The following is a 26846-nucleotide window of genomic DNA, read 5'->3' on the forward strand; positions in this document are numbered from 1 at the left end:
CCGGGGCATTTCTCACCTCACTTCAAGAGTGTGAACTCCGATGTGTTCGAAATTCCAGTCGTCCCCGATTCCGGGTATCAGCGGAAGCACCACTTCGCCGTTCTCGTCGAGCGGATCGGCGATGGAGTTCCGGTGTGGCGGGACCCGGTCGAAGTCGACGTGCGGGTGCAGCAGGCCTCGTTCGTACCAGCGGCCGGCGTCGGTGGCGCCGAGCACGGTGAGGCTGCCCGCCCCGTTGCCGTGGACCTCGCAGTCCATGTTGAACGACTCCGCGAGGTGCACGGTCTTGAGCACCGGCGTGATGCCGCCGCTGCCCGCGGGGCCGGCCCGCAGGATGTCGCAGGCCCCGGCGGTGATCCACTCGGCGCGGGTGAGGTGCTTGCCCCACGCCACCTCCGGGCCGATCACCGGGATCTCCAGCTGTTCGGAGAGCCACCGGTAGGAGCTGATCGACGCCTCCTCCATCGGCTCCTCGAACCAGTAGAAGTCCAGCTCCTGCAACGCCCTGCCGAGCCGCAGCGCCTCGGTCCGCGAGTACCAGTGGCTCGCGTCGAGCATCAGCGCGACGTCCGGCCCCACCGCGTCCCGCACCGCCTGGCACGCCTCGACGTCCCGGGGGACGCTGGGCGCACCGGGCACCGGCGGCATCCACGTGTGCAGCTTGATCGCCCGGTAACCCACCGACACGAGGTGCTTCGCGAAGTCCGCGTAGTCGCCCGGAGTCGCCAGGCCGTCCGTGTCACCGCACATCGTGCTGGCGTAGGCGGGGATCCGGTCACGGGCGCCGCCGGCGAGCTTCCACGCGGGGAGCCCCGCCCGCCGGGCCACCAGGTCCCACAGCGCCTGGTCGACGAACCCGAGCGCGCGGTCGGTGAACCCGCCGTGCGCGCCCCGCTGCCGTCGCCCGAGCAGCCGCCACAGCCGTTCGCGGTCCCACGGGTCCTGGCCCAGCAGCACCGGCCGCACGTGCTTGTCCAGCACCGCGGGCCGCAGCTGGTCGGGCTGCACCTGGCAGTACCCCGTGACGCCGTCGGTGTCGGTGATCTCCAGCAGCGCCTCGACCACCTCGTGCTCGGGCGCCGGGTGCCGGTGTCCCTCCGCGTCGACGGACGTGGCCGCCGTGGTCTTGAACGTACGCACCTCCACCCGTTCGATCACTTGCGCTTCTCCCAGTCCTGCTGGGCGGTGGTGAGCTTGGCCGCGAGCTGGTCGAGGAACTCCTGCGCGGACATCTGGCCCAGCAGCACCTTCTGGTAGAGCGGTTCGGTGTCGGTCTTGGTGATCGACGAGTACTCGGGCAGGTAGACCGGCGCGGGCACGAGCACGGTGGCCGGGTCCTCCAGCACCCCGAGCGCCATCTTCACGGCCGGGTTCTTCTGGATCCACTCGGCGCCGCGCACGTCCGTGTTCGCCGGGATCTGGCCGACCTTCTCGTTCCAGTAGCCGTTGCTCTCGGCCGAGGTCAGGAACTCGACGAACTTCCAGGACGCGTCACGGTTCTTGCCGCCCTTGAACACCGCGAAACCGTCGGTCGGGTTCGGCACCACCGTGCGCTTGCCGGACGGCCCCTTGGGCAACGGCATGGCGGCGACGCGCTCCGGCCCGAGCGCCTTCATCACGTCCGCGGTCGAGCCGAGGTTGTGGTGCATCATCGCCACCGTGCCGCCGGTGAACTGCGCGACCATCTGCGTGTAGCTGTTGTTCACGTCGGCCTCGGGCGTGGCCTTCTTGTACAGTTCGGCCACCTTGCGCACGAGCTCGGCGTTGCGCGGGTCGGCGACCGTGCTCTTGCCGCCGTCGTAGAACTTCTCGACACCGGAGTAGGAGTAGGCCTCGGACAGCAGCTGGAAGACCGACCCCGCGCCACCGCGGATCGTGAAGCCGTACTGGTTGTCCGCCGGCCTCGTCAGCTGCGCGGCGGCCTTGGTCAGGTCGTCCCAGGTGGCCGGTTCCGGGATCTTGTTCTCCTCGAACCGGTCGGACCGGTACCAGATGATGTCCATGTTGCCCGACGCGGGAACGGCGTAGAGCTTGCCGTCGGGCGCGGTCTGCCGCACGGTCTCGAGCAACCCCGGCAACAACTTGTCCTTGAGCGCGCCGTTCTCGATCCGGTCGTCGGCCGGTTCGAGCGCGTCCTGCCCGACGAGGTGCGCGAGGTAGGACGTCGTGACGCCGCCGACGTCCGGAGTGGACCCGCCCGCGATGGCCGTGTCGTACTTCTGCTGCACCGACGAGCTGGGGATGCCGACGTACTCGATCTTGATGTCCGGGTTCGCCGCCTCGAACCGCTTGATCAGCTCCTGGTAGATGGGCGTGCGGCCGGGGCCGCCGTTGTTGTCCCAGAACGTGACCGTCGTGGGCCCGTCCTGCCCTCCCGCGGAGCACGCGCTCAGCACGAGCACCAACGCGATCAGCAGCCTTCTCATGACCTCTCCCTCATCCCTTGACCGCACCGGCGCTGAGTCCCTGCACCAGGAACCGTTGCACCACGGCGAAAACCAGTACGACCGGCACCGCGGCGATGACGCCGCCCGCCGCGAGCGCCCCGAAGTCGGTGTTGAACTCCCCCAGCGCGTAGCTCAGCCCGACCGGCAGCGTGAACTTGTCCTGCTTGCTCGCGAACATCAGCGCGAACAGGAAGTTGTTCCAGGCGCCGATGAACGCGAACGACCCGACGGCCACGAGTGCGGGCTTGAGCTGCGGCAGCGTCACCGCGAAGAACGCGCGCAGCCGCGAGCACCCGTCGACCATCGCGGCCTCTTCGAGCTCGATCGGGACGTTGCGCACGAAGCCGCTCATCAGGATCAGCGCGAGCGGCAGCTGGAACGCGGTGTCCGCGATCACCAGGCCGGTGAGGCTGTTCAGCAGCCCGGCGGACTTGAAGATCACGAACAGCGGGATCAGCATCATCGCGCCGGGGATGAACTGCGTGCACAGCAGCGCCAGCAGGAACACCCGCTGGCCGCGGAACTTGAAGCGCGCCAGCGCGTAACCGCCCATGAGAGCGAACACGGTGACGACGATCATCGTGCCGACCCCGATGATCAGGCTGTTCTGGAAGAACACCCCGAAGCCGATGCCGTTCCACACCGTGTCGAAGTGCTCCAACGTGATCGGCCACGGCACGAGCGAGGTCTCGCCCGTCGGCCGGAACGCGAAGACGAGCATCCAGTAGAACGGGATCAGCGTGAACAGCAGGTAGAGCACCAGCGGGAGGTGCAGCCGGAAGTACCGGCTCGGGTCGCGGTGCTTCTTGCGTCGCGGCGGCGCCGGTGGCGGCACGACCGTCGTCGTCGGGCGGCTGAGTGTCTGGGTCATGCCCGGCTCCCGAACTTGGACAGCCTCAGGTAGAGGATGGAGAAGAACAGCAGGATCACGAAGCCGGCCATCGTCAGCGCCGAGCCGTAGCCGAAGTCGTGCGAGTCGACGGCTTTGCGTGCCACGTAGAGCGGCAGCGTGGTGGTCTGGTTCGCCGGTCCGCCACCGGTCAGCGTGTAGATGAGGTCGACGTTGTTGAACTCCCACACCGCGCGCAGCAACGTGGACAGCACGATCGCGTCGCGCAGGTGCGGCAGGGTGACGCTGATGAACTTGCGCCAGCGTCCGGCACCGTCGACCGAGGCGGCCTCGTACAGGTCGTTGGGGATGGTCTGCAGGTCGGCGAGCAGCAGGATCGCGAAGAACGGCACCCCTCGCCACAGCTCGGTGATGACGGTCGCGGGGAACACGGTCGCCGGATCACCGAGCACCGAGGTACCGGGATCACCGATGCCCCACTGCGCGAGCTGCTGGAAGATGCCCGTCGACGGGTTGTAGAGCAGGATCCAGATGCCGGTGGTCAGCACCCCGGACACCGCCCACGGCGAGAAGACCAGCGCCCGTGCGATCGCCCGGCCGACGAACGTCTCGTTGACGATCAGCGCGAGGACGAGTCCCAGCACCAGCTGCAGGCCGACCTCGACGACGACCCACTTGGCGCTGAAGACGAGGCTCTGCCAGAAGAGTTGGTCCTCGAACAGCATCCGCCGGAAGTTCTCGAACCCGATGAAGCCGTTCTTCCACGGCTGCGTCACGGTGTGCTGGCGGAGGCTGAACCACCCGACACTGGCGATCGGGTAGACCAGGAACACCGCCATCAGCACGAGCGTCGGGGCGATCAGGGCGTACGGCGCCCACGTGCGGGTCCTCACGCCGGGTTCCACCCGCTCAGGTAGGCGGCCTTCGTGTGCTGCCGCGCCTGCTCGTCGGTGAGCTGGGGACGGTCGGTTCCGGTGCCCGCGCCCGGCCCGGTGTTGCGGTACTCCGCGAACCTGGCCTCCCGCCAGGGGAAGCCGGACATGTCGGTCCACGGCTGGCGTTTGACCGCCGCGGGCAGCTCGGTGTCGCGGATGACGACCTGCGCGATCGCGTCCGGGTCACCGCCGGGGTGCCAGGGCCTGCCGAGGAAGTACGTGCCGGCCGGGGCGTCGCTGCGGATCTTGGAGTTGACGATCAGGAAGCCGTGCGGGTTGTCCCTGCGGGTGCTGGCGGCGGTGACGTACCCGTTGGGGTCGCCGCCGCGGTTCAGCGCGGTGATGGTCGCCCGTTCGAAGACGGCCGTGGCCCTGCCGAACAGGAAGTCGACGTCGCCGGTGATCGCGCAGTCCCGGTAGTACTGCCGCGACCGCGTGTTCACGGCCGGCGTGTCGGCGTACAGGGTGTCCTGGTGGCCTTCGAAGCGCACGCGGTCGAACAGCATTCGATCGCCGGTGGCCTTGACGGCGACGGCCTGTGTCGCGGTGATCTCCGGGTGCTTCGCGCGGTCGAACGAGTTGCGGAAGGTGATGTCGCGGGCGGTGAACCCGTCCGCGGCGATGGTGGCCGTGGCGCTGCCCGTCGTGCCGTAGGTGGTGCCGTCGGGCTTCTTGGTGCCGCTGGCGTTGTCGAAGTCGATCACCACGTCCTGGGCGCGCCCGGTGGCGCCGCGCAGGGTGAGGTCCTTCTTGGTCGCCGGGATCTTGACGACCTCCCGGTACACGCCCTTCGGCAGCGTGATCACGCCTCCGGCCGGTGCCGCGTCGATCGCGGACTGGACGGTGGCGAAACCCTTGCCCACCACGAGGTGGTGTCCCGCCGGTGGTGCGCCCGCCTGGAGGTGCCTGATCCGGTGCGCGGGTTCGAGACCGCGGTTCAGCGTCGGCGTCCACCCGGCGTCGGTGCCGAGGGCCTTGTCCGGGAACGCCGCGTTGTGCGCGTCCACCAGGCTCTTGTTCCTGCCGTCCACCAGGTTGCCGGAGTCGGTGATCGCCGTGCCGCCCCAGTTGTAGACGATCTTCTCCGGCGCGATGCCCCTGATGTAGTTGTTCTGCGCGTAGATCTGGGACTTGACGCCGACGCCCCAGCTGTAGGTCTGCGCGCCTTCGTACAGGTTGTTGTAGACGTGCACCTGGCCGAACCGCACGCGGGGCGCGCGTTCCAGCACGTTGCGGAAGACGTTGTGGTGCACCGAGACGCGCAGCTTGCCCGGATCGGTCGTCGAGGAGTTCGACGAGCCGATCAGCATGGTCTTGCCGTGCTCGGCGAAGACGTTGCGGGACACGGTGACGAGGTCGGAGCCGTTGGTGATGTCGAGCTGCCCGTCGTGCACCTGGTACGGCCGTCCGAAGTGGAGCGGCTGGGTGCTGTCGACGTTCGGTTCGTCGGTGAACGTGCTGTGGTCGACCCACACGTTCTCGGACCGCTGCACCGACACCGAGTCGTAGAGCGAGTTCCAGTTGCCGGGAGGCGAGCCCGGGCTGGTGTCCGTGGGATCCCACTGCGGGAAGCAGTCACGGGTGTCGCGGAAGGTCAGGTTGCGCACGATCACGTTGCGCGCGTTGTGGATCCTGAGGCTGCCGCCCGTGATCCCGGCCCCGCGGCCGACCCCGATGATCGTGGTGTCCGCGAGGACGTTCAGCCCGATGACCGCTTCCTGCTTCTTGGCCGACGCCACCCGAGCGTCCTCGAGCGCCCCTTCGGGTTCCCGCTCCCACCCCCAGACCGCCGGGTCGTACGCCGCGAGGTACCCGGCCAGCGTGTAGCCGTCGGTCGCGTAGTCCTCACACCGCAACGGATTCCCGTCGGCACCGGTGTTCGCGTCGACCACTCCCCTGACCTTGATGATCCGCGGGGCCGGCGAGGCCAGCGCCGCGACGAGCTCGGCCCGCGTGCGCACCTCGTGCACGTTCGCGGTGGGGGCCGCCGCTCCCCCGGTCGTACCCGGCCCGGCCGACGCCCAGCCGTCCCCCGCGGGCAGCACCTGCCGCGCCGGGTCGTGACCGGCGTGCGCGGGAAGGCTCACCACCCCGGCGGATGCGCAGGCCAGAACCAGCGCGCCAACGAAAAGCCGCATGACGGAATACCCTTCGGAAAGGAGGATTCACATTCTTGAACAAGGTCCACGATCGTGAACCGAGTATTACGAATGCTTCCGGCACGCGTCAACGAAGTGAATTCATTCGATGATTCGGCACGGTGTTCGACCATTCTTCGAATCGAATACCGTCGAACGTCCGCGCCGGTGGATCAGGGGTTGATCAGTTTTCCCGCTCCGGGATGCGACGAACAGACGAACGCCGCGATCGGAAGTCGATCGCGGCGTTCGTGTTCCGGCGAGCCGGTGGATCAGCGGGTGATCAGTTCTTGCGGTCCGTGGTGTGGCCGTCCAGTTCGCGCAGCCGTGCCATCAGACGCGGCGCCAGTTCCTCCGGCGCGAGCCGGTACGCCAGCCAGCGATCGCGGCCGCCGTCCTTCAGCGAGGCGTAGAACCGGAACCGTCCCTGAGTGATGGACTCCGTTGCCGACTCGGCGAAGTTCACGCTCGGTACCAGCCATGCGGAGATGATCGCGCCGCGGTCCACGTCGATGGCGACGAACAGGAGGTCCAGCGCGGGACGCGGCCGAAAGGTCCTGGTGCCGACGAACGCCATGAACGTGTCGGACTTCAGGCGCTTGCTGGTCGACATCCGCGCCTTGACCTGGACAGCGAGGATCGCCTCGGTCCCGACACCGTTGAACAGGAGGTCGATGCCTTCGTCGTCGACCAGTGGAGTGGCGACGTTGAGTTTGCCGCGTGAAGCCAGGATGCACGTCGCCGCCACCAGGTGCTCAGCGGCCTTGCCCATCCGTCCCGCGGGCGACGGCTCTTCATCCATACGGCTCCGCTCGCCGACGTCGAGGTGCCGGACGCAACCGGACACGTGCCGGTGCTATCGCACCTTGACGTCGGCGAGTTACGAGCCTCAGTCCTTGGGCTGCCGCAACGAGGGCGTGAGCACCAACGCGGGCAGCAGCAGGAGCGGCACGACCAGCAAGGCCCGCAACACCCCCGACTGGTTGCCGAGCAGCCCCACGAGCGGCGGCCCCGCCAGGAACGCCGTGTACCCGATCACCGCGACGACGCTGACCCGGGCCGCGGCACGGTCGGGATCGTCGGCGGCCGCGCTCATGCCGACCGGGAAGCCCAGCGCGGTCCCGAGTCCCCAGACGGCCACGCCCGCGACCGCCAGCCCGAACGACCCGGCGAACACCGCCAGCGTCACGCCCGCGGCGGCCAGCAGCATCGACAGGACGACCGCGGGCACACGGCCCCAGCGGTCCAGTGCGATGGTGCCGAAGATCCTGCCGAACGTCATCGTCGTGACGAACACGCCGAACACCAGGGCGCCCAGGGCCGGGTCGACGTCGTATCCGTCGATGAACGCCACCGCGACCCAGTCGTTCGCGGTGCCCTCGGTGAACGCCAGCACCAGCACGAGCAGCCCGATCAGCAACGTGCGGGGTTCGCGCCACGCGGCCATGACCCCGCTGCCGGTGCCGTGTTCCGCCTCGGCGGCCAGGCTGTACGTGCGCGCGGCCAGCAGCGTGCCGCCGGCTACCACGACGGCCACCACCGCGAGGTGTGCGGTAACGGGCAGGAGCGCCCACGCCGCGAACGACGCCATGCCTGCTGCGGCCACCGTGCCGAGGCTCCACATGGCGTGGAAGCGCGGCATCACCGTCTTGCCGAGGGCGCGTTCCACCTCGGCGGCCTCCACGTTCATCGCGACGTCGCACAGGCCCGAGCCGTAGCCGAGCACGAAGATCCCGATCGCGGTCACGACCGGTGACGGGTAGGCGCCGATGCCGACGCCTGCGACCGCGAGTCCCAGCGCGACCGTGACCGCAGAGAGGCTGACCGTCCGTTTCGGCCTGAGGCGGTGCGTGACCTCGCCCGCGGTGAGCATCGCCAGGCACGCGCCCACGGACATCGACAGCAGCAGCAACCCCAGCGCGCCCGGGGTGAGACCCAGCGCGTCACGGGCGGCGGGCACGCGGGCGAACCACGTCGCCACGGCCACGCCGTTCAGCCCGAAGGTGACCGCGACCCCCGCGGCGGCGGCTCGGACCTGACTGCGTGGCACCGTGACCGACATACCGGCCCTCCTTTCTCGATACACGAAGTACCCACCCCATACATGGAAGCGCTTCCACCGCAATACTGCAGAGATGACGGGAGAACGCACCGCGACACTCGACGACGTGGCACGGGCCGCAGGCGTGTCCCGGGCCACCGCCTCGCGCGTGGTCACCGGCCAGGGTCCCGCGTCGCCGCGGGCACGGGACAGGGTGACCGCGGCCGTGGAGGAGCTCGGGTACGTGCCGGACGCCTCCGCCCGCGCGCTGGTCACCCGCACCGGCACCCGCCTCGCCATCGCCGTCATCGGCCACACCGCGGCCGTGCTCGACGACCCCTACGTGGGCCGCGTGCTGATCTCCGCGGCGCACGTCGCCGCCGAGCGCGAGGTCGGTGTCTCCCTGCACTGGCTGCCCCTGGACGATCCAGGCTCGCTCGCCCGGCTCGCCGACGGGCGCGGACTCGGTGGCCTGGTGGTGGTGAACCCGACGCGACCGGCGCTGGAGAGCGTGCCGCGGACCCTGCGCGGCCGGGTCGCCGCGGTCGGGGTCGGCGCACGGCACGTGCCGTCGTTCGACGTCGACAACCGCGCCGGCACGGACGGGGTCGTGCGGCACCTCGTGCGCACCGGCAGGCACCGGATCGCGATGGTCACCGGGCCGGCCTGGCTGCCCTGCTGCGACCGCGCCGTCGACGCCTACCGGCGGGTGCTGCGCGACAGCGGTGCCGAACCCCGCATCGTCCACGGCGACTTCACCGCCGCCCGCGGCGCCGAGGCCGCCACCGAGATCATGGCTCGGTGGCCCGACACCGACGCGGTGTTCGCGCTCAGCGACCTCACCGCGCTGGGTGTCCTCGACGGACTTCACGCACTGGGCGTCCGGGTGCCGGGGGACGTGGCCGTCGCCGGGTTCGACGACATCGCGTTCGCCGGGCTCAGCCGCCCCGCGCTCACGACGACCACGCACCCGGTGGAGGACATCGCCGCCGCGGCGGCGCAGGCCGTCCTGGACCGCCGTGACACCTCCGGGGCGACGTTCTACCCCTCTGCGCTCGTCGTGCGGGACAGCGCGTGATCACTCGACCGAACAGGACTGGCCGTTGAGGGTGAAGGCGCCGGGAACGGAGTTGCTCCCCCGCACCGAGCCGTTGAACCCGATCGACACCGAACCACCCGGCTGGATCTGCGGGTTGTAATCGGCATTCGCCGCGTTGACGGTCGCGCCGGACTGCCGTGCTTTCGCGTTCCACATTTCCGTCACGGTTTGGCCGTTGGCGAAACTCCACCGCAGCGTCCAGCCGTTGACGGACGTGGAACCGGTGTTGCGCACGTTCACATTCGCCTGGAAGCCACCCGGCCATTGACCGGAGATTCGGTAGGCGACGGCGCACGTCCGCGCGGGCGGTTTCGGCGGCACGGTGGTCGTGGGTGCCGGACGGGGTGGCACCGTGGTCGTGGGAACGGGCCGAGGCGGCGCCGCGGTGGTGTCCGGCGCCGGGAGACCCGTGGTGGCCGGGGGCAGGGGCGCGTCGAGACCGTCGCAGGGCGGACCCCACAGGCCCTTGTTCGCCCCGGCGGCCTCGGACTCCGCCGTGAGCAGCGCACCGCCGTCGACGCCTTGCGCCCGCAGCACGCCTTGGCGCACCGCGAGCAACGCGTAGTCGGTGCCGTCCTCCAGCGTCAGGTTCACGTCGCCGGAGACGACGGGGCTGATGCGGACGGCGGTGGCCAGCAGTGTCGTCCTGGCGAACGACAGCGCGCCCTCGGACCAGCAGGCCGGGGGTTCCGCCAGCTGCGCGATGCGGGCCTTGGTGCCGTCCGCCAGTTCGACGGTCCGGCCGTCGATCACGTCGCGCACGAAGTGCAGCACGCCCTGGTAGCGCGCCTCCTCGTTGACGAGGGAGGGCGGTTTCCAGGGCGTGCGGCTGGACGGTGCCGGTGACGGCGGCTCTGCCGTGCAGGCTCCGGTGAGCAGGACCAGAACCACGAGCCAGTGCTTGCGCGCCACCACTACCCCAATTGTCGTTGAACCCTCAACAACCCTAGAGGGTCGCGAATCCGGCGCAATCGACCGTTCGGAGTGGACTACCTGCGCGGAACGGCCGTCAGCGACCAACGCTGGTTGGCACCGGAAGTCGCTTGGTACAAACCAATTCTGGCACCGTCCTCACGCGACTCGCCGACCACGTCGAGCAGACTTCCGGTCTCCTGGTTGACGAAGGTCCACGTGCCGTCCCCGGTCGACGAGAGCACCCACCTCGCGGCCGGACCGTCGGAAGAGCTCAGCACGACGTTCCCGCCGCCTGCCGCGATCCGCTGGCCTGTGGCGGCGTTGACGATGGAGAACCGAGCGCGGTTGTCGTAACCGCCGGACCGGCGCTCCACGCGCCACACCTGGTTCGCCGCGGCCACATCCGTGGTGCGCTGGACGAGCGAAGTGCCCGAAGGCGCGAGCGACTTGCCGCTCTGCACGCCGGTGAGCCGGTACTCCCCGCCCAGCGCCGCCGCGCGGTTCACCCCGCTGACACCGCTCACCTCGAACGTGGTGACCGACTTCGCCGGCACGGAGAGCGTCGCCTTGCGGTCCTTCACGCGCACTGCGGCGCCCTTCATCAACGCGCCGTGCTGGTCCGTCACCACCGGACGGACGGACGCGTTCTGCCGCACCGACCCGAACGCCGACAGGTCCAGCGTCACGGACTGCGCCTGGTCGGACTTGTTCAGGTGCACCACGGTCTTCAGCTCGGTGTTGCGCACGGCCGCCACGTCGGTCGTGGTGTTGACCTTCACCAGCCGGTCGCCGGGCTTGACGAAGTGGGTGAAGTTGCGCAGCGCGTGGAACTTCGTGTTGACGCGCGCCGGGCACGTCGCGAGCGAGTCCTGAGCCCCGCAGTCGAACGGGATCTGGATCACGCCCCAGTTCATGCCGTCCGGGGACTCGGCACCGGGCTTCATGTTGTTGTAGTCCTCGACCGCCTGCCACAGCAGCCAGGCGCGCGGCTCCAGCTCGCGCAGGTCGTCGATCACGCGCTCGGCGATGCCGAGGCCCGGTTCCATGCTGGTGAAGCTCTGCCCGGAACCCCAGTGCCCGTCGACCTCGCTCATCCACAACGGCTTGTCCGCGCCCTTGGCGATGTCCCGGGCGGACGTGCGGCGAGCCGTGCCGTACGTGTGCACGTTCAACTGGCTGACCTGCGCGCGCACCGAGGCGGGATAGCCCGCCCAGTCGTCGGCGAAGATTCCGGGGTTGGTCTCGTCCGGTGCGGACACCGTGGCCTTCAGCCTGCTGGCGCGCAAGGCCTGCGCCATCGCGGGCACCACCTTCGCCTGCAGGGCGGGCCCGAGGTGAGCCCCTTCCTGCCGCCCGCCCGTCGGGTTGCCGTCCGGGCCGAGCGTCGTGCGCCAGTAGGACGTGTTGGGCTCGTTGAACGGGTCTACCGTGGCGAACTTGATGCCGTGGGCCCGTTCCAGTTCGGCGGTGGCCTGGGCGAGGTAGGCGGCGAAGTCGCCGATCCGGTCCTCGCGCAACTGGTCCGCGTTCGGGTCGAAGCCGCCGGAGACGTACCCGCTGACGGTCTGGAACCACGGCGGCGAGTTGCTGAACGACTCCCACCGGGTCACGTCCCGCTTGATCCGGTCGACCCACCACCGCTGGCGCGGATCCGCGTCGGCGTCGAAGAAGCGCGGGTCGCCCGGCTTCCACCAGTCGGTGTCCGTGCGGGTGGTGCCGGCGGGTGCCTTCCACCAGCCGGGCACCGCGGCACCCGCGCGCAGGTACTCCGGCACGTCCGGGGCGTTGCCGCCCCCGATGTTGTACCGCGCGATGTTGAGGTTGAGACCGTCCTCGCCGAACAGCAGTTCCGCCAGCTGGTTGCGGATCTCGTCCGGATAACCACCGGTGGCGTTGGCGAACCACACCAGGCTCGTGCCCCAGCCCTGGAACGGCTCCTGCTGATAGGTCGGATCCGGTCTCACCGTGACGGCCTCGACGGCGGCCGTCGCAGGGGCCGCGGTGGAGAGCGTGAGCGCCGAAACGGCGAGCAGGGCAAGAAGTCTGGTCATCGGTTCTCCGTTGAACGCGCGATGTTCACGCTAACATCTATCGAGAACCTACTCGTGCGTCAAGGTCCTGCCGGCCAGAGGCGCGTCCGCCCGGCAGGACCCGCGGAACGCTCGCCCCCGAGGAGACGGGCCCACTCGCTCGAACCCCGAGGAGAGTTACTTGAGCGAGCAGGTGGCGAAGCGTTCCAGCCCCTGAGGCCGCGCCCCCACGCGGCCGATGGAGATCGCGATCCGGTCCAGCGCCGCGTTCCGCTTGCTCGCCAGCGGGCCCAGGATCGCGTTCTGCACGAAGTTCGGGCCGCCCTGACCGGCCGACGTGCGCAGCCTTTCGTTGGCCTCGGCCAGCTGCTTGCCGAGGTTCGCGAGCTCGCGGTCGACCTCGGCGCGCGCGGCCGCGGGAACGTTCTGCACCACCGGAAGCGGGCATTCGATCACCTGCCCGGCCGCCGAACCGGTGCCGGCGTTCGCGCTCGTCGACGCCGGTCGCGTCGTCGTCGCCGGCGCGGACACGGCAGGTGCCTGACCAAGTCCGCAGGTCGCGAACCTCTCCAGCCCCTCCGGCTTCTCCGCGACCCTGCCGATGGCGGTCTCGATGCGGTTCAGCGCCGCGACCCGCTTGCTCGCCAGCGGGCCCAGGATCGCGTTCTGCACGAAGTTCGGGCCGCCTTCACCGGCCGACGTGCGCAGCCGGTTGTTCGCCTCCGCGATCTGCTTGTCGAGGTTGGCCAGCTCTCGCTGAACCTCGGCCTGCGCCGCGGCCGGCACCGCCGGGACGACCGGCTGCGGACACGCGATCGAGCCGGTGACGGTCTCCCCGCCGGCGAAGGCGACGGCCGCGGTCACCGCGGTCAACGTCGCGGCGACGGCGACTCCGGCCACGAGCACCCGCTTGCTCCGTTGCGGTCGTGCATGCGCTCTCGACATATTCGAACCTCACGACTTGGGGACGTTTTGTGCCGGCACAAGTGGAGTACGGACCGGGAAAGCAAAAAGTTCAACCACTTGTGAGCGTTCACAGCTAGTGGCATGCTCTCGACTCATTCCGCAGTCCCGCACCTGCGAAGAACCGGGGAACAGCCATGCCATCGGCAGCCAGAGTCGTCCACGAGCAGATCCCGTTGCGCATCCACGGCGTCAACCTCAAGGTCGCGTCGGTGCGCCGCGGAGGCGTCGACGCCCCCGTCGTCTTCCTGCACGGGTTCGGCACGAGCAAGGAGGACTACCTCGACGTGCTCCAGCGGCACGAGTTCGCCGGGCGCCCGTTCCTCGCCTACGACGCACCCGGTTCGGGCGCCACGGAGTGCGCCGGTCTGGGAGAGGTCGACCTGCCGTTCCTGGCGGAGACCGCGCGGGCGATGCTCGACCGCGCGGGCATCGGCCGGTTCCACGTCGTCGGGCACCTGACGGGCGCGCTCACGGCGCTGCTCCTGGCGCACAAGGAACCTGGGCGGGTGCTGAGCTTCGTCAACATCAAGGGCGTGCTCGCGCCCGAGGACTGCGTGCTGAGCCGGGAGGCGCTGAACCACCGCGATCCCGGCGACTTCCTCTTCAAGCTCGCGGAGCGCAGCCGGGAGACGCCCTGCTACGGCGGCGGCCTGTACGCGTCGAACCTCCCGAACAAGGTCCAGCGCGGTGCCGTGCCGACGCTCTTCCGGTCGATGGTCGAACTCGCCGACCACGGGAACCTGCTGCAGAAGTTCCTGTCACTGCCCTGCCCGAAGATGTACCTCTACGGCGAGCAGTGCGCCGGCCTGTCCTACCTGCCGATCCTCGACGCGAACGGGGTGGAGCTGGCGGAGATCCCGCACAGCGGGCAGCTCCCCCTCTACTCCAACCCCGTCGCGACGTGGCGGCAGATCGCCGAGTTCCACGCTCGTCAGCTGATTCCCAGCGCCAGGCGGTGGTAGGCGGAGTTCCAGCGCAGCCGGTCGATGAACGAGGCCGGGGTCGTCTCGGAGTCGATCAGCACGAGCTCCGTGGCGGCCATCTGCGCGAAGTCGCGCAGCACCTCGGCCCCGACGGCCTGCGTCATCACGGTGTGGTGCGGGCCGCCCGCGGTGAGCCAGCACTCCGCCGACGTGGAGAGCGACGGCGCCGGCTGCCACACGGCCCGTGCGACCGGCAGCTTCGGCAGCGGCTCGTCCGGTTCGACCACCGTGACCTCGTTGGCCACCAGGCGGAACCGGTCGCCCATGTCGGCCAGGCCGACCACCACGGCGGGGCCGGGCGCCGCGTCGAACACCAGCCGCACCGGGTCCTCGCGGTCGCCGATGCCCAGCGGGTGGATCTCGCAGGACGGCTGCGCCGCGGCGATCGTCGGGCAGACCTCCAGCATGTGCGCGCCGAGGATCTTCGGCGTGCCCGGCCCGAAGTGGTAGGTGTAGTCCTCCATGAACGACGTGCCGCGGCCGGTGCCGGTGCCCATGGCCTTCACGGCCGCGAGCAGCGCCGACGTCTTCCAGTCGCCCTCACCGCCGAAGCCGTAGCCGTCCGCCATCAGCCGTTGCACGGCGAGACCCGGTAGCTGCCGCAGCCCGCCGAGGTCCTGGAAGTTCGTGGTGAACGCGCCGAACCCGCCGTCGTCGAGGAAGGACCGCAGGCCGATCTCGATGCGGGCCGCGTAGCGCAGCGAGTCGTGCCGCTCTCCCCCGCGTGCCAGCTCCGCCGAGAGCCGGTAGGTCTCGGCGTAGTCGGCGACGAGCAGGTCGATGCTCGCGTCGGGCACGGCGTCGACCACGGCCACGAGGTCGTTGACGCCGTAGGTGTTGACCGAGACGCCGAACCGCAGCTCCGCCTCGACCTTGTCGCCCTCGGTCACGGCGACGTCGCGCATGTTGTCGCCGAACCGGGCCAGCTTCAGGCCGCGCAGGTGCGCGCGACCGGCGGCGGCACGGGCCCAGCCGTCGATCCGCTCGGCCACCACGGGATCGCTCGCGTGCCCGGCGACCGTCTTGCGCGCCACCCCGATCCGGGTCTGCACGTAGGCGAACTCGCGGTCGCCGTGCGCGGCCTGGTTGAGGTTCATGAAGTCCATGTCGATGGTGGACCACGGCAGCGCCTCGTTGAGCTGCGTGTGCAGGTGCAGCAACGGTTTGCGCAGGAGGTCCAGCCCGGTGATCCACATCTTCGCGGGCGAGAACGTGTGCATCCACGCGATCACGCCGACGCACGACGGGTCGTTGTTCGCCTCCTGCATGATCGCGCGGATGGCGCCGGAGTCGGTCAGCACCGGCTTCCACACGATCTCCGCGCTGATCCGGCCGGACTCGCTGAGCATCCGCTGGATCTGCTGGGACTGGGCCGCGACCTGGTCGAGCGTTTCGGGGCCGTAGAGGTGCTGGCTGCCGGTGAGGAACCAGATCTGGGGCTTGTCCGGCATGTGCTCTCCTTCTGGGCTCACTGGCCGTAAACGTTCTGGTAGCGCTCGTAGAGCCGGTCGACGTGCTGCTGCTCGATCACGTCCGGCTTGCCGAGCTGGAGTGCGAAGTGGACGGTGCGGGCGACGTCTTCCACCAGCACCGCTGCTTTGACGGCGGCGCGGGCGGTCGCACCGACGGTGAACGGGCCGTGGTTGCGCATCAGCACGGCGGGAGACCTGCTGGCGCTGAGGGTCTCCACGATCCCCTTGCCGATCGAGTCGTCGCCGATCAAGGCGAACGGCCCGACGGGGATGTCACCGCCGAACTCGTCCGCGATCATGGTGAGCACGCACGGGATGGGCTCACCGCGCGCCGCCCACGCTGTCGCGTAAGGAGAATGCGTGTGCACGACGCCGCCGACGTGGGGCATGTGCCGGTACACGTACGCGTGCGCCGCGGTGTCGGAGGACGGCGCGAGCTCACCCTCGACGAGCTTTCCGTGCAGGTCCGTCACGACCATCGCGTGCGGTCCCAGCTCGTCGTAGGACACGCCGGACGGCTTGATCACCATCAGTTCCTGGTCGGGCACCCGCGCGGACACGTTGCCCGCCGTCCAGCTCACCAGTTCGTAGCGCGTCAGCTCGCGGTGGAGTTCGGCGACCGTGCGGCGGAGTTCTGCCGTTGCGGACATCAGCTCTTCCCCTCCAGGGCGGCGCGGCGGTACTCGCGCAGCCGGTGCATGACATCGTTGGCACCCCTGCCGAAGTAGTCGTGCAGCTCCAGGTAGTCGTGGAAGAGCCGTTCGTACGCCTCGACGTTCTCCGGCACGGGTGTGAAGACGTTGCGCCGCACCGATCCCATCGAGTCCGACGCCTCCCGGATGTCCTGGTACGCGCCCGCCGCCACCGCGGCGTGCATCGCGGAGCCGAGCGCGGGGCCCTGTGCGGAACCGATCACCGACAGCGGCAGGTTCACGACATCGGCGTAGATCTGCATCATCAGCGTGTTCTTGACGAGTCCGCCAGCGATGACGAACTCGGTCACCGGCACGCCCGCGTCGGTGAAGGTGTCGATGATCATCCGCGTGCCGAACGCCGTGGCCTCCAGCAGCGCGCGGTAGACGTCCTCGGCCTTCGTGGCGAGCGTCTGGCCGACGACGACACCGGACAGTTCGTGGTCGACCAGCACGGACCTGTTGCCGCTGTGCCAGTCGAGCGCGACGAGCCCGTGCTCGCCCACCTGCTGGCCGGCCGCCAGTTCGGAGAGCAGGTCGTGCACCGTGATGCCGCGCTCGCTCGCCTGCTCGTGGTAGGCGGGCGGCACCTGGTTGCGCAGGAACCACGCGAAGATGTCGCCGACACCGCTCTGCCCGGCCTCGTAGCCCCACAGCCCCGGCACGATGCCGCCGTCGACGACACCGCACATGCCCGGCACCTCGCGCAGCACGTCGCCGCTCATCACGTGGCACGTGGAGGTGCCCATGATCGCGACCATCTGGCCGGGCCCGACGGCCTGTGCGGCGGGCGCCGTGACGTGCGCGTCGACGTTGCCGACCGACACCGCGATGCCCTGGGGCAGCCCGGTCCACTCGGCGGCCCGCGCGGTCAGTCCGCCGGCCCGGTCGCCGAGCGCGGACAGCGGGTGGTCGAGCTTGTCCGCGACGAACGTCGCGAACTCGGGGTTGAGCTCGGCGAGGAAGTCGTCGCTCGGGTACCGGCCGTCCTGGTGGATGCCCTTGTACCCGGCGGTGCAGGCGTTGCGCGTGTACGTACCGGTGAGCTGCCAGACGATCCAGTCGGCGGCCTCGACCCAGTGCTCCATCGCCGCGTAGACCTCGGGTGCCTCCTCCAGCACCTGCAGTCCCTTGGCGAACTCCCACTCCGAGGAGATCAGCCCGCCGTAGCGCGCGAGCCACGGCTCCTTGCGCTGCCGGGCGAGCTCGTTGATGCGGTCCGCCTGCGGCTGGGCGGCGTGGTGGCGCCAGAGCTTGATGTAGGCGTGCGGGTTCTCCGCGAACTCCGGCAGGTCGCACAACGGCGTGCCGTCCGCGGTGACCGGCACCATCGTGCAGGCGGTGAAGTCGGTCCCGATGCCGACCACCTGTGCCGCGGAGATCCCGGCCGCCTCGACGGCCTGCGGGACGGCGGTGCGCAGGACGTCGAGGTAGTCGGCCGGGACCTGCAGCGCCCACTCCGGCGGCAGCGGCCGGCTGGTCGCGGGCAGCACCTGGTCCACCACTCCGTGGCGGTACTCGTGCACAGCGGTGCCGAGCTCGGCGCCGTCGCGGACGCGCACGACCACGGCGCGGCCTGACAGCGTGCCGAAGTCGACACCCACCACGCACGCGTCGCGGTCGATCGTCATGTCAGTCACGACCTGAGTGTTATCGCTAACAATCAGGGAGTCAAGATGTGCCCGATACATCGTGATTTCCCTGCGAGTGGGGGAAATGGGTGCGGCGTGAGCGCACGACAATCCCGTCCGTGCCGGGACCAGTGCGGGAGCGGCACGCTAGCGGCGCGGGAACGGCGAGGAAGCGGGCGCCGCGCAGGGGAACCGCCTGGTTGCGAAGCGGCGCCCTGGGTGTTGACCGTTGCGTGCCGAAGCGGCGCTCAAGCGGCTCAGCCGCTGCGCCACTCGACTGATGTCCGCCTCAGTCGCGGCACATCTCAGCCACCGCGAGAACAACTTCCAACCGGAGAGGCCGCCCTCCTGGCCCAGCCTCTCCAGCCCGACTTGCCCAGCCCGCCTACCGGGGCGGCGGCGCCACGCTGTCCCGCTTCACCAGCATCGGCGCGACCGTCCGCTGAGGACGGGTGGTCTCCCCGTCGCTGACCTGCTCGAGCAGCAGCCCGAGCGTCTCGTGCGCCACCGCGGCGAAATCCGGGCGCACGGTGGTGAGCGGCGGGATGAAGTACGCCGCCTCGGGCACGTCGTCGAAGCCCACGACGCTCACGTCGTGGGGCACCCTCCTGCCGCGCTCACTCATCGCGCGCAGCACACCGAGGGCGAGGTGGTCGTTCGAGCAGAACACGGCCGTCACCTCGGGCATCCTGGCCAGCATCTGGCCTGCCCGGTAGCCCGACGCCGCGCTCCAGTCGGCCGCCACGACCGGGGGCACCTCGGCCGAGGTGGCGTCGAGCGCCGCGCGCCAGCCCTGCACGCGGCCCGCCGCGTCGAACCAGTCCGCTGGGCCGGACACGTGCCAGACGGTCTCGTGGCCCGCGTCGATTAGGTGCTTCGTGGCTTCGAACGCGCCCTTCGCCTGGTCGACTGTCACGAGTGGGGTGGGGCGGTCCGGGTCGCCGTCCACGGTCACCAGTGGCACGCCGGCAGGCACGTCGGCCAGTGCGTCCGCCGCGGACGAGTTCGGCGCGATCACGACGATGCCGGCCACCCGCTGGTCGCGGTGGCGTTCCACGGCCGCGGCGATGGAGTCGCGGTCGAGGACCTTGACCCTGCCGACGCTGACCGCGAACCCGGCCGCGCCCGCCGCCTCCTCGAAGGCGGACAGCAACGAGGCCGGGCCGTAGAGCGTCGAGTTCTGCGCGACCACGCCGATGAGCTGGGTCTTGCCGGTGACCAGCGCGCGGGCCGCGCGGTTGGGCCGGTAGTCGAGCTCCTTGATGGCCGCCTTCACCCTGAGCCGGGTCTGCTCGCGGACGTTCGGGTGGTTGTTGAGCACACGCGAGACCGTCTGGTGCGACACCCCGGCAAGTCGTGCCACATCGGTCATCGCGGGGTCACGCGACGTCTTCTCCACGAGCGGTCTCCGATCTTCGATCTGAGCCGGTGATGTTAGCGATAACACCAGGTCGGCTTCGATGCAGTGCTCATTGTCCACTTATTCGAGTCGGAATGTGGCACGTCGGCGCGCGTCGCGGTCGCTTCCTGGTCTGGACAACACGACGCGGCCGTTGTCGTGGGCCAGATACGTGTCCGCACCGACACGCAGCGACACCGCGCCCCGGTCCGCAAGTCCCGGTACACAAACGAAACTCGCCGCGCGGCCATAGGCGTCGGTGTCCTCGAACGGGTCGATGCGGAACGCGTCCCCGTCCACCCGCACGTACCGGTCCGGGAAGTTCACCGACTGCAGCGCGACCGTGCCGGCACCGAGGAATCCCGGTACGAAGCGGAACTGGCTGTCGGCGACGTCCCGGACGTTGCCGTCGACCCGCAGCCGGTACTCGTAGTGCCGCAGCACCAGCGACGGCGCGTCCACAGGCGACAGCCGCGCGATCGGACCGCCGCGGCCGACCGGAACGCCGAACGACGGTGTGCCGTCCGCGTTCCAGTGCAGCTCCTGCACGCGGGTGTGCCGGTTCGGGTCGAACAACGGGTCACCGGTGATGTCGCGGTAGTCGCGGGCGTGGTAGACGAGCACGTCGGTGGAACCCACCGTGGTGAACGAGTTGTGCCCCGGCCCGTACTGCGACGTCGGTACGTGGGTCGCGAACACCGGGTTCGGCGACTTCGTCCATGACCGCGCGTCGAGGAGGTTCGCGTTCTCGTCGGCGGTCAGCAGGCCCATGCAGTAACGGGCGTCGGTGGCGCTCGCGGAGAACGTCACGAACACCCGGCCGTTGCGGACCAGCACCGCGGGCCCCTCGTTCACCTTGAAGCCCTGCACCTCCCACGGCAGCGTCGGCGTCGCGATGCGCACCGGCGCCGTCTTCAACGCGAGCGGCGAGGCCATCTCGGCGATGTAGAGGTTCGTGTTGGTGTCGATGCCGGGTTCGCTCTGCGCCCACAGGAAGTAGCGCTTGCCCCGGTGCGCGAAGGTGGTCGCGTCCAGGGTGAACGTGTCCCACGCCGTCATCATCTGCCCGCGCAGCACCCAGCCGCCCTCGCGCGGATCGGCGTTCGAGGACTCCAGCACGTAGGTGCGGATCCGGAACGGTTCGTCCTTGTCGCCCGCGGCGAAGTAGACGTACCACTTGCCGTCGATGCGGTGCAGCTCCGGCGCCCAGATGTAGCCGCCCATCTTGCCTGACGCCGGACGCCGCCAGATCGTGCGCTCGCGGGCGGCGGACAGACCGTCCAGAGTGGACGCTCCGCGGATGACGACCCGGTCGTACTCGGGCACGGACCCGGTCAGGTAGTACATGCCGTCGGTCGGCGGTGTGATGAACGGGTCGGCGCGCTGCTCGACCAGCGGGGCGCGGGTCGGCACCTCCGCGGCGGGTTCGGCGGCGGTGGCGACGGGCGCGGCGGAGCTGAGCGCTCCGGTCGCGGCGAGCACGCCGCCCGTGGCCAGCAGAGATCGTCGGGTGATCACGAGCGGCTCCTGATCCGGAGGAACGTGACGGAGTGGGGCGGGAACGTGTGGGTGAAGCTGCTCGCCACCCTGACCTGCTCGGCACGAGCGCGGATCGGCTGGCTGAACTCGGTGTTCACGTCGTCGGGACGGCCCTGCAGCACGGTCGCCCGCGCCGTCGAGGCCACCGGCACACCGAGGTCGACGCGCGTGCGGGCGGCGTTGTCCTGGGCGTTGACCACCTTGACGATCAACTCACCGGTGGCGAGGTCGCGGGTGACGACCTGGCGGAACGGCTCGGCCAGCTTGTCGTCGGTGAACTCGCCCCACTTCTGGCCGTCGAGGAACAACGCGACGTGACGTCCGCGGACCTCCACGCGCACGTCGTGCGTGCGGCCGGCGTCGATGCGGGTGTTGTTCGTCATCAGCGTGCTCTTGGCGCCGCCGACGGCCTTCTCCACCGCCGACTGGGTGTTGTTCCAGCCACCGAGGTTCCACCAGTAGTAGTTGCCGGTGTCCTGCACGCCGAACGCGACGAGGAAGCCTTCACGCCCGGACTGCTTGGTGGCCTTGAGGTTCAGCGTGTAGTCACGCCAGGTCTTGTCCCCCGCCGTGACGAGCGTGTCCTCGGCGGCGGCGTCGGACTGGACGTACGCGCCGTTCACGACGTTCCACGCGCCACGGCCGGACTTGGTCCACTGCGCGTCGGTGCCGGAGAAGTCGTCGCGGAACAACGCCTGACCAGACGCATTGGTAACGCTCACGTCGTCGTAGGTGGCGGCGGTCGCCCAGGTCGAGAGCCCGATCGCTCCTGTGATGGGCGCCTGGGTCGACGGCGTGGCGGACGCGGTGCTCGGCACGACGTGGTCGCCCACGTTGGTCATGAAGAGCTTCTGCATCTCGTAGCTCGCCGAGCCCCACGACGCGTGGTTGTTGAACCAGATCATGTCCGGGCGCCACTGGACGTAGTCCTCGTTGGCCAGCAGCGGTGCGTACGAGGCGAGCTTCACGACGTCGGCGTTGCGTTCGAGACCGGTCATGAACGCGGCTTCGCTCAGCGCGTTGAAGTACGTGTTGTCCAGCGAGGCGTACTCGCCGAGGAACACCTTGGGACCGTTGCGGTCGTAGGAGTCGTAGCGGTTGTTGTTCTCCAGGAACCAGCTCGGGCTGTTGTAGTAGTGCTCGTCGATCATCTTCACGCCGGCCTGCTTGTTGAGCTGCCACAGGCGGTCGAAGTTGCCACCCGTGTCGTCGGGGCCGGAGTTGCTGACGACGGTGATGTCCGGGTGCTTCGCGTTGATGGCGTCGCGGAACTTCGTGAAGCGGGCCATGAACTCGTCGGGCAGGTTCTCCTCGTTGCCGACCGCGACGTGGGTCAGCTTGAACGGCTTGGGATGCCCCATCTCGGCGCGCTTGCGGCCCCAGGTGGAGTCGGCGGGACCGTTGGCGAACTCGATCAGGTCGAGCGTGTCCTGGACGTGCCTGGCCAGCAACGCCGGGTCGTCCGTGGCGCGGTTCTGGCCGCAGCCGGTGACGAGCGCGGGGACGACGGGCAACGGCATGGCGCCGACGTCCTCGGAGAACTGGAAGTACTCGTAGTAGCCGAGACCGTAGGACTGGTTGTAGCCCCAGAAGTTCCAGTTGGTGGCACGCTGCTCGACCGGGCCGATGGTGTCCTTCCACTGGTACGAGCGGCGGCGCTCGAAGCCCGGCGCGTCGTAGCCGTAGTGGCTGCCGGTGTTGACCAGGCAGCCGCCGGGGAACCGGACGAAGCCGGGCTTGAGCGCGGCGATCTTCTCGGCGAGGTCGCGGCGCAGGCCGTGGCCCTTGAAGGTGTCCTGCGGCATCAGCGAGACCATGTCGAGGCGCAGGGTCCCGGTGCCGCCGCCGGTGACCAGCAGCCTGCCGGTCGTGGTGGACTTCTTCGCACGGACCGTGCCGGTGTAGCGGGCCCAGCCGTCGCCGTTGACCTGGACCTTCACCGGGTCGCCCAGCGCTGCGCCGGCGGGGTCGGTGATCGTGGCGGTGAGCTGCGCCGACTGGTCGGCTCGCGCCCAGACGGAGAAGTCGTAGCGCTGGCCGCTCTGGACCGCGATGCCGCTGTTGTAGCCGGAGTTGATGACCCCGGCGGGCAGCCCCAGCTTCAGGTAACGGCGGTTGCGCTCGTTCATCCGGCCGGTGTCGTCGGCGAGGTCTACGGTGCCGCTGTGCGGTGCCCAGGAGGTCAGGCCGTGGTAGCTCGCGTTGTCCGCCGGGTCGTACTCGAACGAGCGGTTCTGGACCAGCTCGGCGTACAGGCCGCCGTCGGCGGCGCGGTTGATGTCCTCGAAGAACACGCCGTACATCGAGTCGTCGATCGACGGGCCCTTCGTCGTGGCGTCGATCTTGAGCGTGTAGTCGGTTTCGGCAGCCGCCCCGGATCCGGGAACGGCGACCAGCAGGCTGGCCGCGAGAGCGGCGCTCAACAGGACGTGCTTGCGGGGCACGGGATTCCTCCCCAGGCTCGGAAGTGAGCGTTAACATAGGGCTGCGAACTCGTTACGAGCAAGGCCTTGACGCAACAGTTGTGAGCGTTCACTCTTGTCCACCTGACAACCGCGGACACGCGGTCGAGCTCCGCGACACCGTCGTCACCCCGGAGGAACCCCAGTGCTGAAGAAGATCACGACAGTCGCCAGCGTGGTCCTGCTGAGCGCGCTCACCGCGTGCGGTTCAGGAGGCGGTGCGGACACCGGTTCGACCCCGGCCGGCGGCACCATCACGATGGGCTTCGCCCAGGTTGGTGCGGAAAGCGGCTGGCGCACCGCCAACACCAAGTCGATCCAGGACGAGGCCAAGGCCGCCGGGATCGACCTGAAGTTCTCCGACGCGCAGCAGAAGCAGGAGAACCAGATCAAGGCGATCCGCTCCTACATCCAGCAGAAGGTGTCGGTGATCGCGTTCAGCCCGGTCGTGGAGACCGGCTGGGACACCGTGCTGCTGGAAGCCAAGCGCGCCAACATCCCGGTGATCCTCACCGACCGCTCGATCGACTCCGACGACACGTCGCTGTACAAGACGTTCCTCGGTTCGGACTTCGTCGAGGAGGGCCGCAAGGCCGGCGACTGGCTGGTGGCCAACGCCTCCGGCCCGACGAACGTCGTGGAGCTGCAGGGCACCACGGGCGCCGCGCCGGCGATCGACCGCAAGAAGGGCTTCGAGGAGAAGATCGCCTCCAAGCCGGACATCAAGGTCGTGGCGTCGCAGACCGGTGACTTCACGCGGTCCGGCGGCAAGCAGGTCATGGAGGCCTTCCTCAAGTCCCAGCCGAAGATCGACGTGGTGTACGCGCACAACGACGACATGGGCCTGGGCGCGATCGAGGCCATCAAGGCCGCGGGCAAGGTGCCCGGCAAGGACATCAAGATCATCACCGTGGACGCGGTGAAGGACGGCATGCAGGCGCTGGCCAACGGCGAGATCAACTTCATCGTCGAGTGCAACCCGTTGCTGGGCAAGCAGTTGATGGACCTCACGAAGAAGGTCGTCGCCGGCGAGCAGGTGCCGGAGCGAGTCGTGACCGAAGAGGGCACGTTCACGCAGGAGCAGGCGAAGGCCGCGCTTCCGCAGCGCCAGTACTGAGTTCCCCGGCAGTTCGGCCCTGTCCCGCGAGTCCTTCCGATGACGGGACTCGCAGGACAGGGCCAGACCCCAGACCCCGCGGGGCCCGTCATCGCGCGCATCCGCGTGACGGGTCCCGCGGCCCCATCGACGAAGGCCAGAGCCCATGACCGAGTCACCGCCACCTGTCGTCGAGATGCGGGGCATCAGCCTCGCGTTTCCCGGCGTGAAGGCGTTGCAGGACGTCGACTTCCGGCTGTTCCCCGGTGAGGTGCACGCCCTCATGGGCGAGAACGGCGCCGGGAAGTCCACCCTCATCAAGACCTTGACCGGCGTGCACCGGCCCGACGCCGGTCAGGTCTCGCTGGCGGGCGAGGACGTGGCGTTCTCCTCCCCCGGCGAGGCCCAGCACGCCGGGATCAGCACGGTGTACCAGGAGGTCAACCTCTGCGCGAACCTCACGGTCGCGGAGAACATCCTGCTGGGCCGGGAACCCCGCCGCCGCGGCGGCATCGACTTCCCGGCGATGCGGCGCCGTGCCGCGGAAGTGCTGGCGCGCATCGGCGTGCACATCGACCCGGCGTCGAGCCTCAGCGAGCACCCGATCGCGGTGCAGCAGCTGGTCGCCATCGCCCGTGCCATCGCCGTCGACTGCAGCGTCCTCGTGCTCGACGAGCCGACGTCCAGCCTGGACGCCGGCGAGGTCGCGGAGCTGTTCCGGATCATGCGGGTGCTGCGCGACGAGGGCGTGGCGATCCTGTTCGTCTCGCACTTCCTCGACCAGGTCTACGAGATCTCCGACCGGATGACGGTGCTGCGCAACGGAATGCTCGTCGGCGAGCACCTCACCGCGGACGTGGACCGGCGCACGCTCATCGCGCAGATGATCGGCCGCGACCTCGGCACGCTGGAGGCGATCGAGGACGCCGCGGAGAAGCGCAAGCCCAGCGGTCCCGCTCTGGTGCAGGCCGAAGGACTCGGCAAGCGCGGCGCGATCGAACCGTTCGACCTCGACATCCGGGCGGGTGAGGTCGTCGGCCTCGCCGGGCTGCTCGGGTCGGGCCGCACGGAGCTCGCCCGGCTGCTGTTCGGCGCCGACCGCGCGGACTCGGGCAGGCTGCTCGTGGACGGCGCGCCGCTGAAGCTGCGCGGACCGCGTTCGGCGATCGCGGCGGGCATCGCGTTCAGCTCGGAGGACCGCAAGGGCGAGGGCCTCGTCGCGGACCTGTCGATCCGCGACAACCTGGTGCTCGCGATGCAGGCGGCCCGCGGCTGGACCCGTCCGCTGCCGCGCAGGACCAAGGACCAGCTGGTCGAGAAGTACCTGAAGGCACTGGACATCCGCCCTGCCAACCCGGACGCGCTGGTGCGCACCCTGTCCGGCGGCAACCAGCAGAAGGTGCTGCTCGCGCGCTGGCTCGTCACCGAGCCGCGGCTGCTGATCCTGGACGAGCCGACCAGAGGCATCGACGTCGGCGCGAAGGCCCAGATCCAGCAGCTCGTCACCACGCTCGCCGCGGAGGGCACCGCCGTCCTGTTCATCTCCGCGGAACTGGAGGAGGTCGTGCGCATCGCCGACCGGATCGTCGTGCTGCGCGACCGGCGCAAGATCGCCGAGCTGGACGGCTCGGTGACCGGCGTGGACGAGGTCGTCGAGCTGATCGCGGGCGGGGCCGCGCCCGAGAAGGTGGTGTCTTGACTTCTCCCTGTCCTGAAGGACAGGAATTCCCCCCGCCGTACGGCGGGTAGCGCTTACGCGCTGTGCCTCACGGCACGGGTTTCCTGTTTCATCGCCGATCGCGGAAGGGAGGGCCCTTGCCGTCTGACATCAGCTCCGCAGGCATCACCCGAGACAGTGTCCCGGGCTACGGCTCGGCCAGCCGCAAGGATGTTCTTGGCCGCGTTGAGGTCCCGGTCGAGCCGGGTGCGGCAACTCGGACACGTCCAGCGCCGAGTGGACAAAGCAAGCTCTGCGAGCACGTGCCCGCAGGCCGAACAGGTTTTGCTCGAGGGAAACCAGCGGTCGACCACGACCAGCGTGCGGCCGGCGCGAGCACACTTGTACTCCAGCTGCCTGCGGAACTCGCCCCAGCCCGCGTCGGAGATGGCGCGGGACAGGTGGCGGTTGCGCACCATGTTCGTGACCGACAG

At 69.5% G+C, this 26846-nt stretch carries 21 protein-coding genes; 4 read left to right on the top strand and 17 right to left on the bottom strand.

What is annotated here, in order from left to right; genetic code table 11:
- Nucleotides 1-12: 12 nt before the first annotated feature.
- The 7 genes from DFR72_RS44025 to DFR72_RS44055 all read right to left on the bottom strand — a co-directional run bounded on the left by DFR72_RS44025 (nucleotide 13) and on the right by DFR72_RS44055 (nucleotide 8432).
- On the bottom strand, nucleotides 13-1158 hold the full coding sequence (locus DFR72_RS44025) for an enolase C-terminal domain-like protein (protein ID WP_090064674.1): 1146 nt from the start codon (nucleotides 1156-1158) through the stop codon (nucleotides 13-15).
- Nucleotides 1155-2426: an ABC transporter substrate-binding protein gene (locus DFR72_RS44030; RefSeq protein WP_090064675.1), complete on the bottom strand. Its 1272-nt coding sequence runs from the start codon at nucleotides 2424-2426 to the stop codon at nucleotides 1155-1157. Before DFR72_RS44030 ends, DFR72_RS44025 begins: the two co-directional genes overlap by 4 nt.
- 10 nt (nucleotides 2427-2436) lie before the next feature.
- Nucleotides 2437-3318: a carbohydrate ABC transporter permease gene (locus tag DFR72_RS44035; protein ID WP_090064676.1), complete on the bottom strand. Its 882-nt coding sequence runs from the start codon at nucleotides 3316-3318 to the stop codon at nucleotides 2437-2439.
- Nucleotides 3315-4190: a carbohydrate ABC transporter permease gene (locus DFR72_RS44040; protein ID WP_211335798.1), complete on the bottom strand. Its 876-nt coding sequence runs from the start codon at nucleotides 4188-4190 to the stop codon at nucleotides 3315-3317. Before DFR72_RS44040 ends, DFR72_RS44035 begins: the two co-directional genes overlap by 4 nt.
- On the bottom strand, nucleotides 4187-6370 hold the full coding sequence (locus DFR72_RS47385; RefSeq protein ID WP_245984056.1) for a pectinesterase family protein: 2184 nt from the start codon (nucleotides 6368-6370) through the stop codon (nucleotides 4187-4189). Before DFR72_RS47385 ends, DFR72_RS44040 begins: the two co-directional genes overlap by 4 nt.
- A 283-nt stretch (nucleotides 6371-6653) precedes the next feature.
- On the bottom strand, nucleotides 6654-7172 hold the full coding sequence (locus DFR72_RS44050; protein WP_090064677.1) for a DUF4365 domain-containing protein: 519 nt from the start codon (nucleotides 7170-7172) through the stop codon (nucleotides 6654-6656).
- An 87-nt stretch (nucleotides 7173-7259) separates the two neighbouring features.
- Nucleotides 7260-8432, bottom strand: a complete 1173-nt coding sequence (locus DFR72_RS44055; RefSeq protein WP_090064678.1) for an MFS transporter — start codon at nucleotides 8430-8432, stop codon at nucleotides 7260-7262.
- A gap of 73 nt (nucleotides 8433-8505) precedes the next feature.
- On the opposite strand from DFR72_RS44055, the gene DFR72_RS44060 reads away from it, so the two are divergent.
- The gene (locus tag DFR72_RS44060) at nucleotides 8506-9489 is read left to right on the top strand and encodes a LacI family DNA-binding transcriptional regulator (protein WP_090064679.1); all 984 of its coding nucleotides are present in this window, start codon (nucleotides 8506-8508) and stop codon (nucleotides 9487-9489) included.
- Here the strand turns inward: DFR72_RS44060 and DFR72_RS44065 are convergent, their stop codons facing one another.
- The 3 genes from DFR72_RS44065 to DFR72_RS44075 form a co-directional block, all read right to left on the bottom strand.
- Nucleotides 9490-10425: a cellulose-binding domain-containing protein gene (locus DFR72_RS44065; protein ID WP_170176679.1), complete on the bottom strand. Its 936-nt coding sequence runs from the start codon at nucleotides 10423-10425 to the stop codon at nucleotides 9490-9492.
- Nucleotides 10426-10499: 74 nt separating this feature from the next.
- Nucleotides 10500-12476: an RICIN domain-containing protein gene (locus DFR72_RS44070; protein ID WP_090064681.1), complete on the bottom strand. Its 1977-nt coding sequence runs from the start codon at nucleotides 12474-12476 to the stop codon at nucleotides 10500-10502.
- 156 nt (nucleotides 12477-12632) lie between these two features.
- Nucleotides 12633-13400: a hypothetical protein gene (locus DFR72_RS44075; protein ID WP_090064682.1), complete on the bottom strand. Its 768-nt coding sequence runs from the start codon at nucleotides 13398-13400 to the stop codon at nucleotides 12633-12635.
- A 155-nt stretch (nucleotides 13401-13555) separates the two neighbouring features.
- Here DFR72_RS44075 and DFR72_RS44080 point away from each other — a divergent pair, with 155 nt between their 5' ends.
- Entirely contained in the window at nucleotides 13556-14383 is an 828-nt protein-coding gene (locus DFR72_RS44080) for an alpha/beta fold hydrolase (RefSeq protein ID WP_090064683.1), read from the top strand.
- On the opposite strand, the gene araA is transcribed toward DFR72_RS44080, so the two are convergent.
- From araA to DFR72_RS44110, 6 genes are all read right to left on the bottom strand, one after another.
- Nucleotides 14353-15855 (bottom strand): L-arabinose isomerase, encoded by a 1503-nt coding sequence (gene araA / locus DFR72_RS44085; protein WP_090064684.1) that lies wholly within the window; start codon nucleotides 15853-15855, stop codon nucleotides 14353-14355. The genes DFR72_RS44080 and araA overlap by 31 nt on opposite strands.
- Before the next feature lie 17 nt (nucleotides 15856-15872).
- On the bottom strand, nucleotides 15873-16526 hold the full coding sequence (locus DFR72_RS44090) for an L-ribulose-5-phosphate 4-epimerase (protein WP_090064685.1): 654 nt from the start codon (nucleotides 16524-16526) through the stop codon (nucleotides 15873-15875).
- A complete protein-coding gene (araB, locus tag DFR72_RS44095) occupies nucleotides 16526-18199 on the bottom strand; it encodes a ribulokinase (RefSeq protein ID WP_090064686.1) in 1674 nt (557 codons plus the stop codon). The genes DFR72_RS44090 and araB overlap by 1 nt, the downstream gene beginning before the upstream one ends.
- Before the next feature lie 385 nt (nucleotides 18200-18584).
- The gene (locus DFR72_RS44100) at nucleotides 18585-19571 is read right to left on the bottom strand and encodes a LacI family DNA-binding transcriptional regulator (protein WP_090065199.1); all 987 of its coding nucleotides are present in this window, start codon (nucleotides 19569-19571) and stop codon (nucleotides 18585-18587) included.
- A gap of 108 nt (nucleotides 19572-19679) precedes the next feature.
- Nucleotides 19680-21116, bottom strand: coding sequence for a family 43 glycosylhydrolase (locus tag DFR72_RS44105; RefSeq protein ID WP_090064687.1), 1437 nt, complete (start codon nucleotides 21114-21116; stop codon nucleotides 19680-19682).
- Nucleotides 21113-23581: an alpha-L-arabinofuranosidase C-terminal domain-containing protein gene (locus DFR72_RS44110; protein WP_090064688.1), complete on the bottom strand. Its 2469-nt coding sequence runs from the start codon at nucleotides 23579-23581 to the stop codon at nucleotides 21113-21115. Before DFR72_RS44110 ends, DFR72_RS44105 begins: the two co-directional genes overlap by 4 nt.
- 163 nt (nucleotides 23582-23744) lie before the next feature.
- Between DFR72_RS44110 and DFR72_RS44115 the strand changes: the two genes are divergently transcribed.
- Both DFR72_RS44115 and DFR72_RS44120 read left to right on the top strand, forming a co-directional pair.
- On the top strand, nucleotides 23745-24716 hold the full coding sequence (locus DFR72_RS44115) for an ABC transporter substrate-binding protein (RefSeq protein ID WP_090064689.1): 972 nt from the start codon (nucleotides 23745-23747) through the stop codon (nucleotides 24714-24716).
- Between the two features lie 145 nt (nucleotides 24717-24861).
- On the top strand, nucleotides 24862-26394 hold the full coding sequence (locus DFR72_RS44120) for a sugar ABC transporter ATP-binding protein (RefSeq protein WP_090064690.1): 1533 nt from the start codon (nucleotides 24862-24864) through the stop codon (nucleotides 26392-26394).
- 53 nt (nucleotides 26395-26447) lie between these two features.
- Here the strand turns inward: DFR72_RS44120 and DFR72_RS44125 are convergent, their stop codons facing one another.
- Nucleotides 26448-26846 carry an RNA-guided endonuclease InsQ/TnpB family protein gene (locus DFR72_RS44125; RefSeq protein WP_281273470.1) on the bottom strand — a complete coding sequence of 133 codons (399 nt, stop codon included), beginning with the start codon at nucleotides 26844-26846 and terminating at the stop codon, nucleotides 26448-26450.

It is taken from the genome of Lentzea flaviverrucosa (assembly GCF_003350445.1).
GTDB classification, from domain to species: Bacteria; Actinomycetota; Actinomycetes; order Mycobacteriales; family Pseudonocardiaceae; genus Lentzea; species Lentzea californiensis.

Excerpts from the sequence above, each read along its gene's own strand:
- DFR72_RS44050 (WP_090064677.1), bottom strand. The coding sequence starts at position 7,172 with ATGGATGAAGAGCCGTCGCCCGCGGGACGGATGGGCAAGGCCGCTGAG.
- DFR72_RS44060 (WP_090064679.1), top strand. The coding sequence starts at position 8,506 with ATGACGGGAGAACGCACCGCGACACTCGACGACGTGGCACGGGCCGCA.
- DFR72_RS44080 (WP_090064683.1), top strand. The coding sequence starts at position 13,556 with ATGCCATCGGCAGCCAGAGTCGTCCACGAGCAGATCCCGTTGCGCATC.
- araA (WP_090064684.1), bottom strand. The coding sequence starts at position 15,855 with ATGCCGGACAAGCCCCAGATCTGGTTCCTCACCGGCAGCCAGCACCTC.
- DFR72_RS44075 (WP_090064682.1), bottom strand. The coding sequence starts at position 13,400 with ATGTCGAGAGCGCATGCACGACCGCAACGGAGCAAGCGGGTGCTCGTG.
- DFR72_RS44070 (WP_090064681.1), bottom strand. The coding sequence starts at position 12,476 with ATGACCAGACTTCTTGCCCTGCTCGCCGTTTCGGCGCTCACGCTCTCC.
- DFR72_RS44120 (WP_090064690.1), top strand. The coding sequence starts at position 24,862 with ATGACCGAGTCACCGCCACCTGTCGTCGAGATGCGGGGCATCAGCCTC.
- araB (WP_090064686.1), bottom strand. The coding sequence starts at position 18,199 with ATGACGATCGACCGCGACGCGTGCGTGGTGGGTGTCGACTTCGGCACG.
- DFR72_RS44030 (WP_090064675.1), bottom strand. The coding sequence starts at position 2,426 with ATGAGAAGGCTGCTGATCGCGTTGGTGCTCGTGCTGAGCGCGTGCTCC.
- DFR72_RS44055 (WP_090064678.1), bottom strand. The coding sequence starts at position 8,432 with ATGTCGGTCACGGTGCCACGCAGTCAGGTCCGAGCCGCCGCCGCGGGG.
- DFR72_RS44090 (WP_090064685.1), bottom strand. The coding sequence starts at position 16,526 with ATGTCCGCAACGGCAGAACTCCGCCGCACGGTCGCCGAACTCCACCGC.
- DFR72_RS44035 (WP_090064676.1), bottom strand. The coding sequence starts at position 3,318 with ATGACCCAGACACTCAGCCGCCCGACGACGACGGTCGTGCCGCCACCG.
- DFR72_RS44100 (WP_090065199.1), bottom strand. The coding sequence starts at position 19,571 with ATGACCGATGTGGCACGACTTGCCGGGGTGTCGCACCAGACGGTCTCG.
- DFR72_RS47385 (WP_245984056.1), bottom strand. The coding sequence starts at position 6,370 with ATGCGGCTTTTCGTTGGCGCGCTGGTTCTGGCCTGCGCATCCGCCGGG.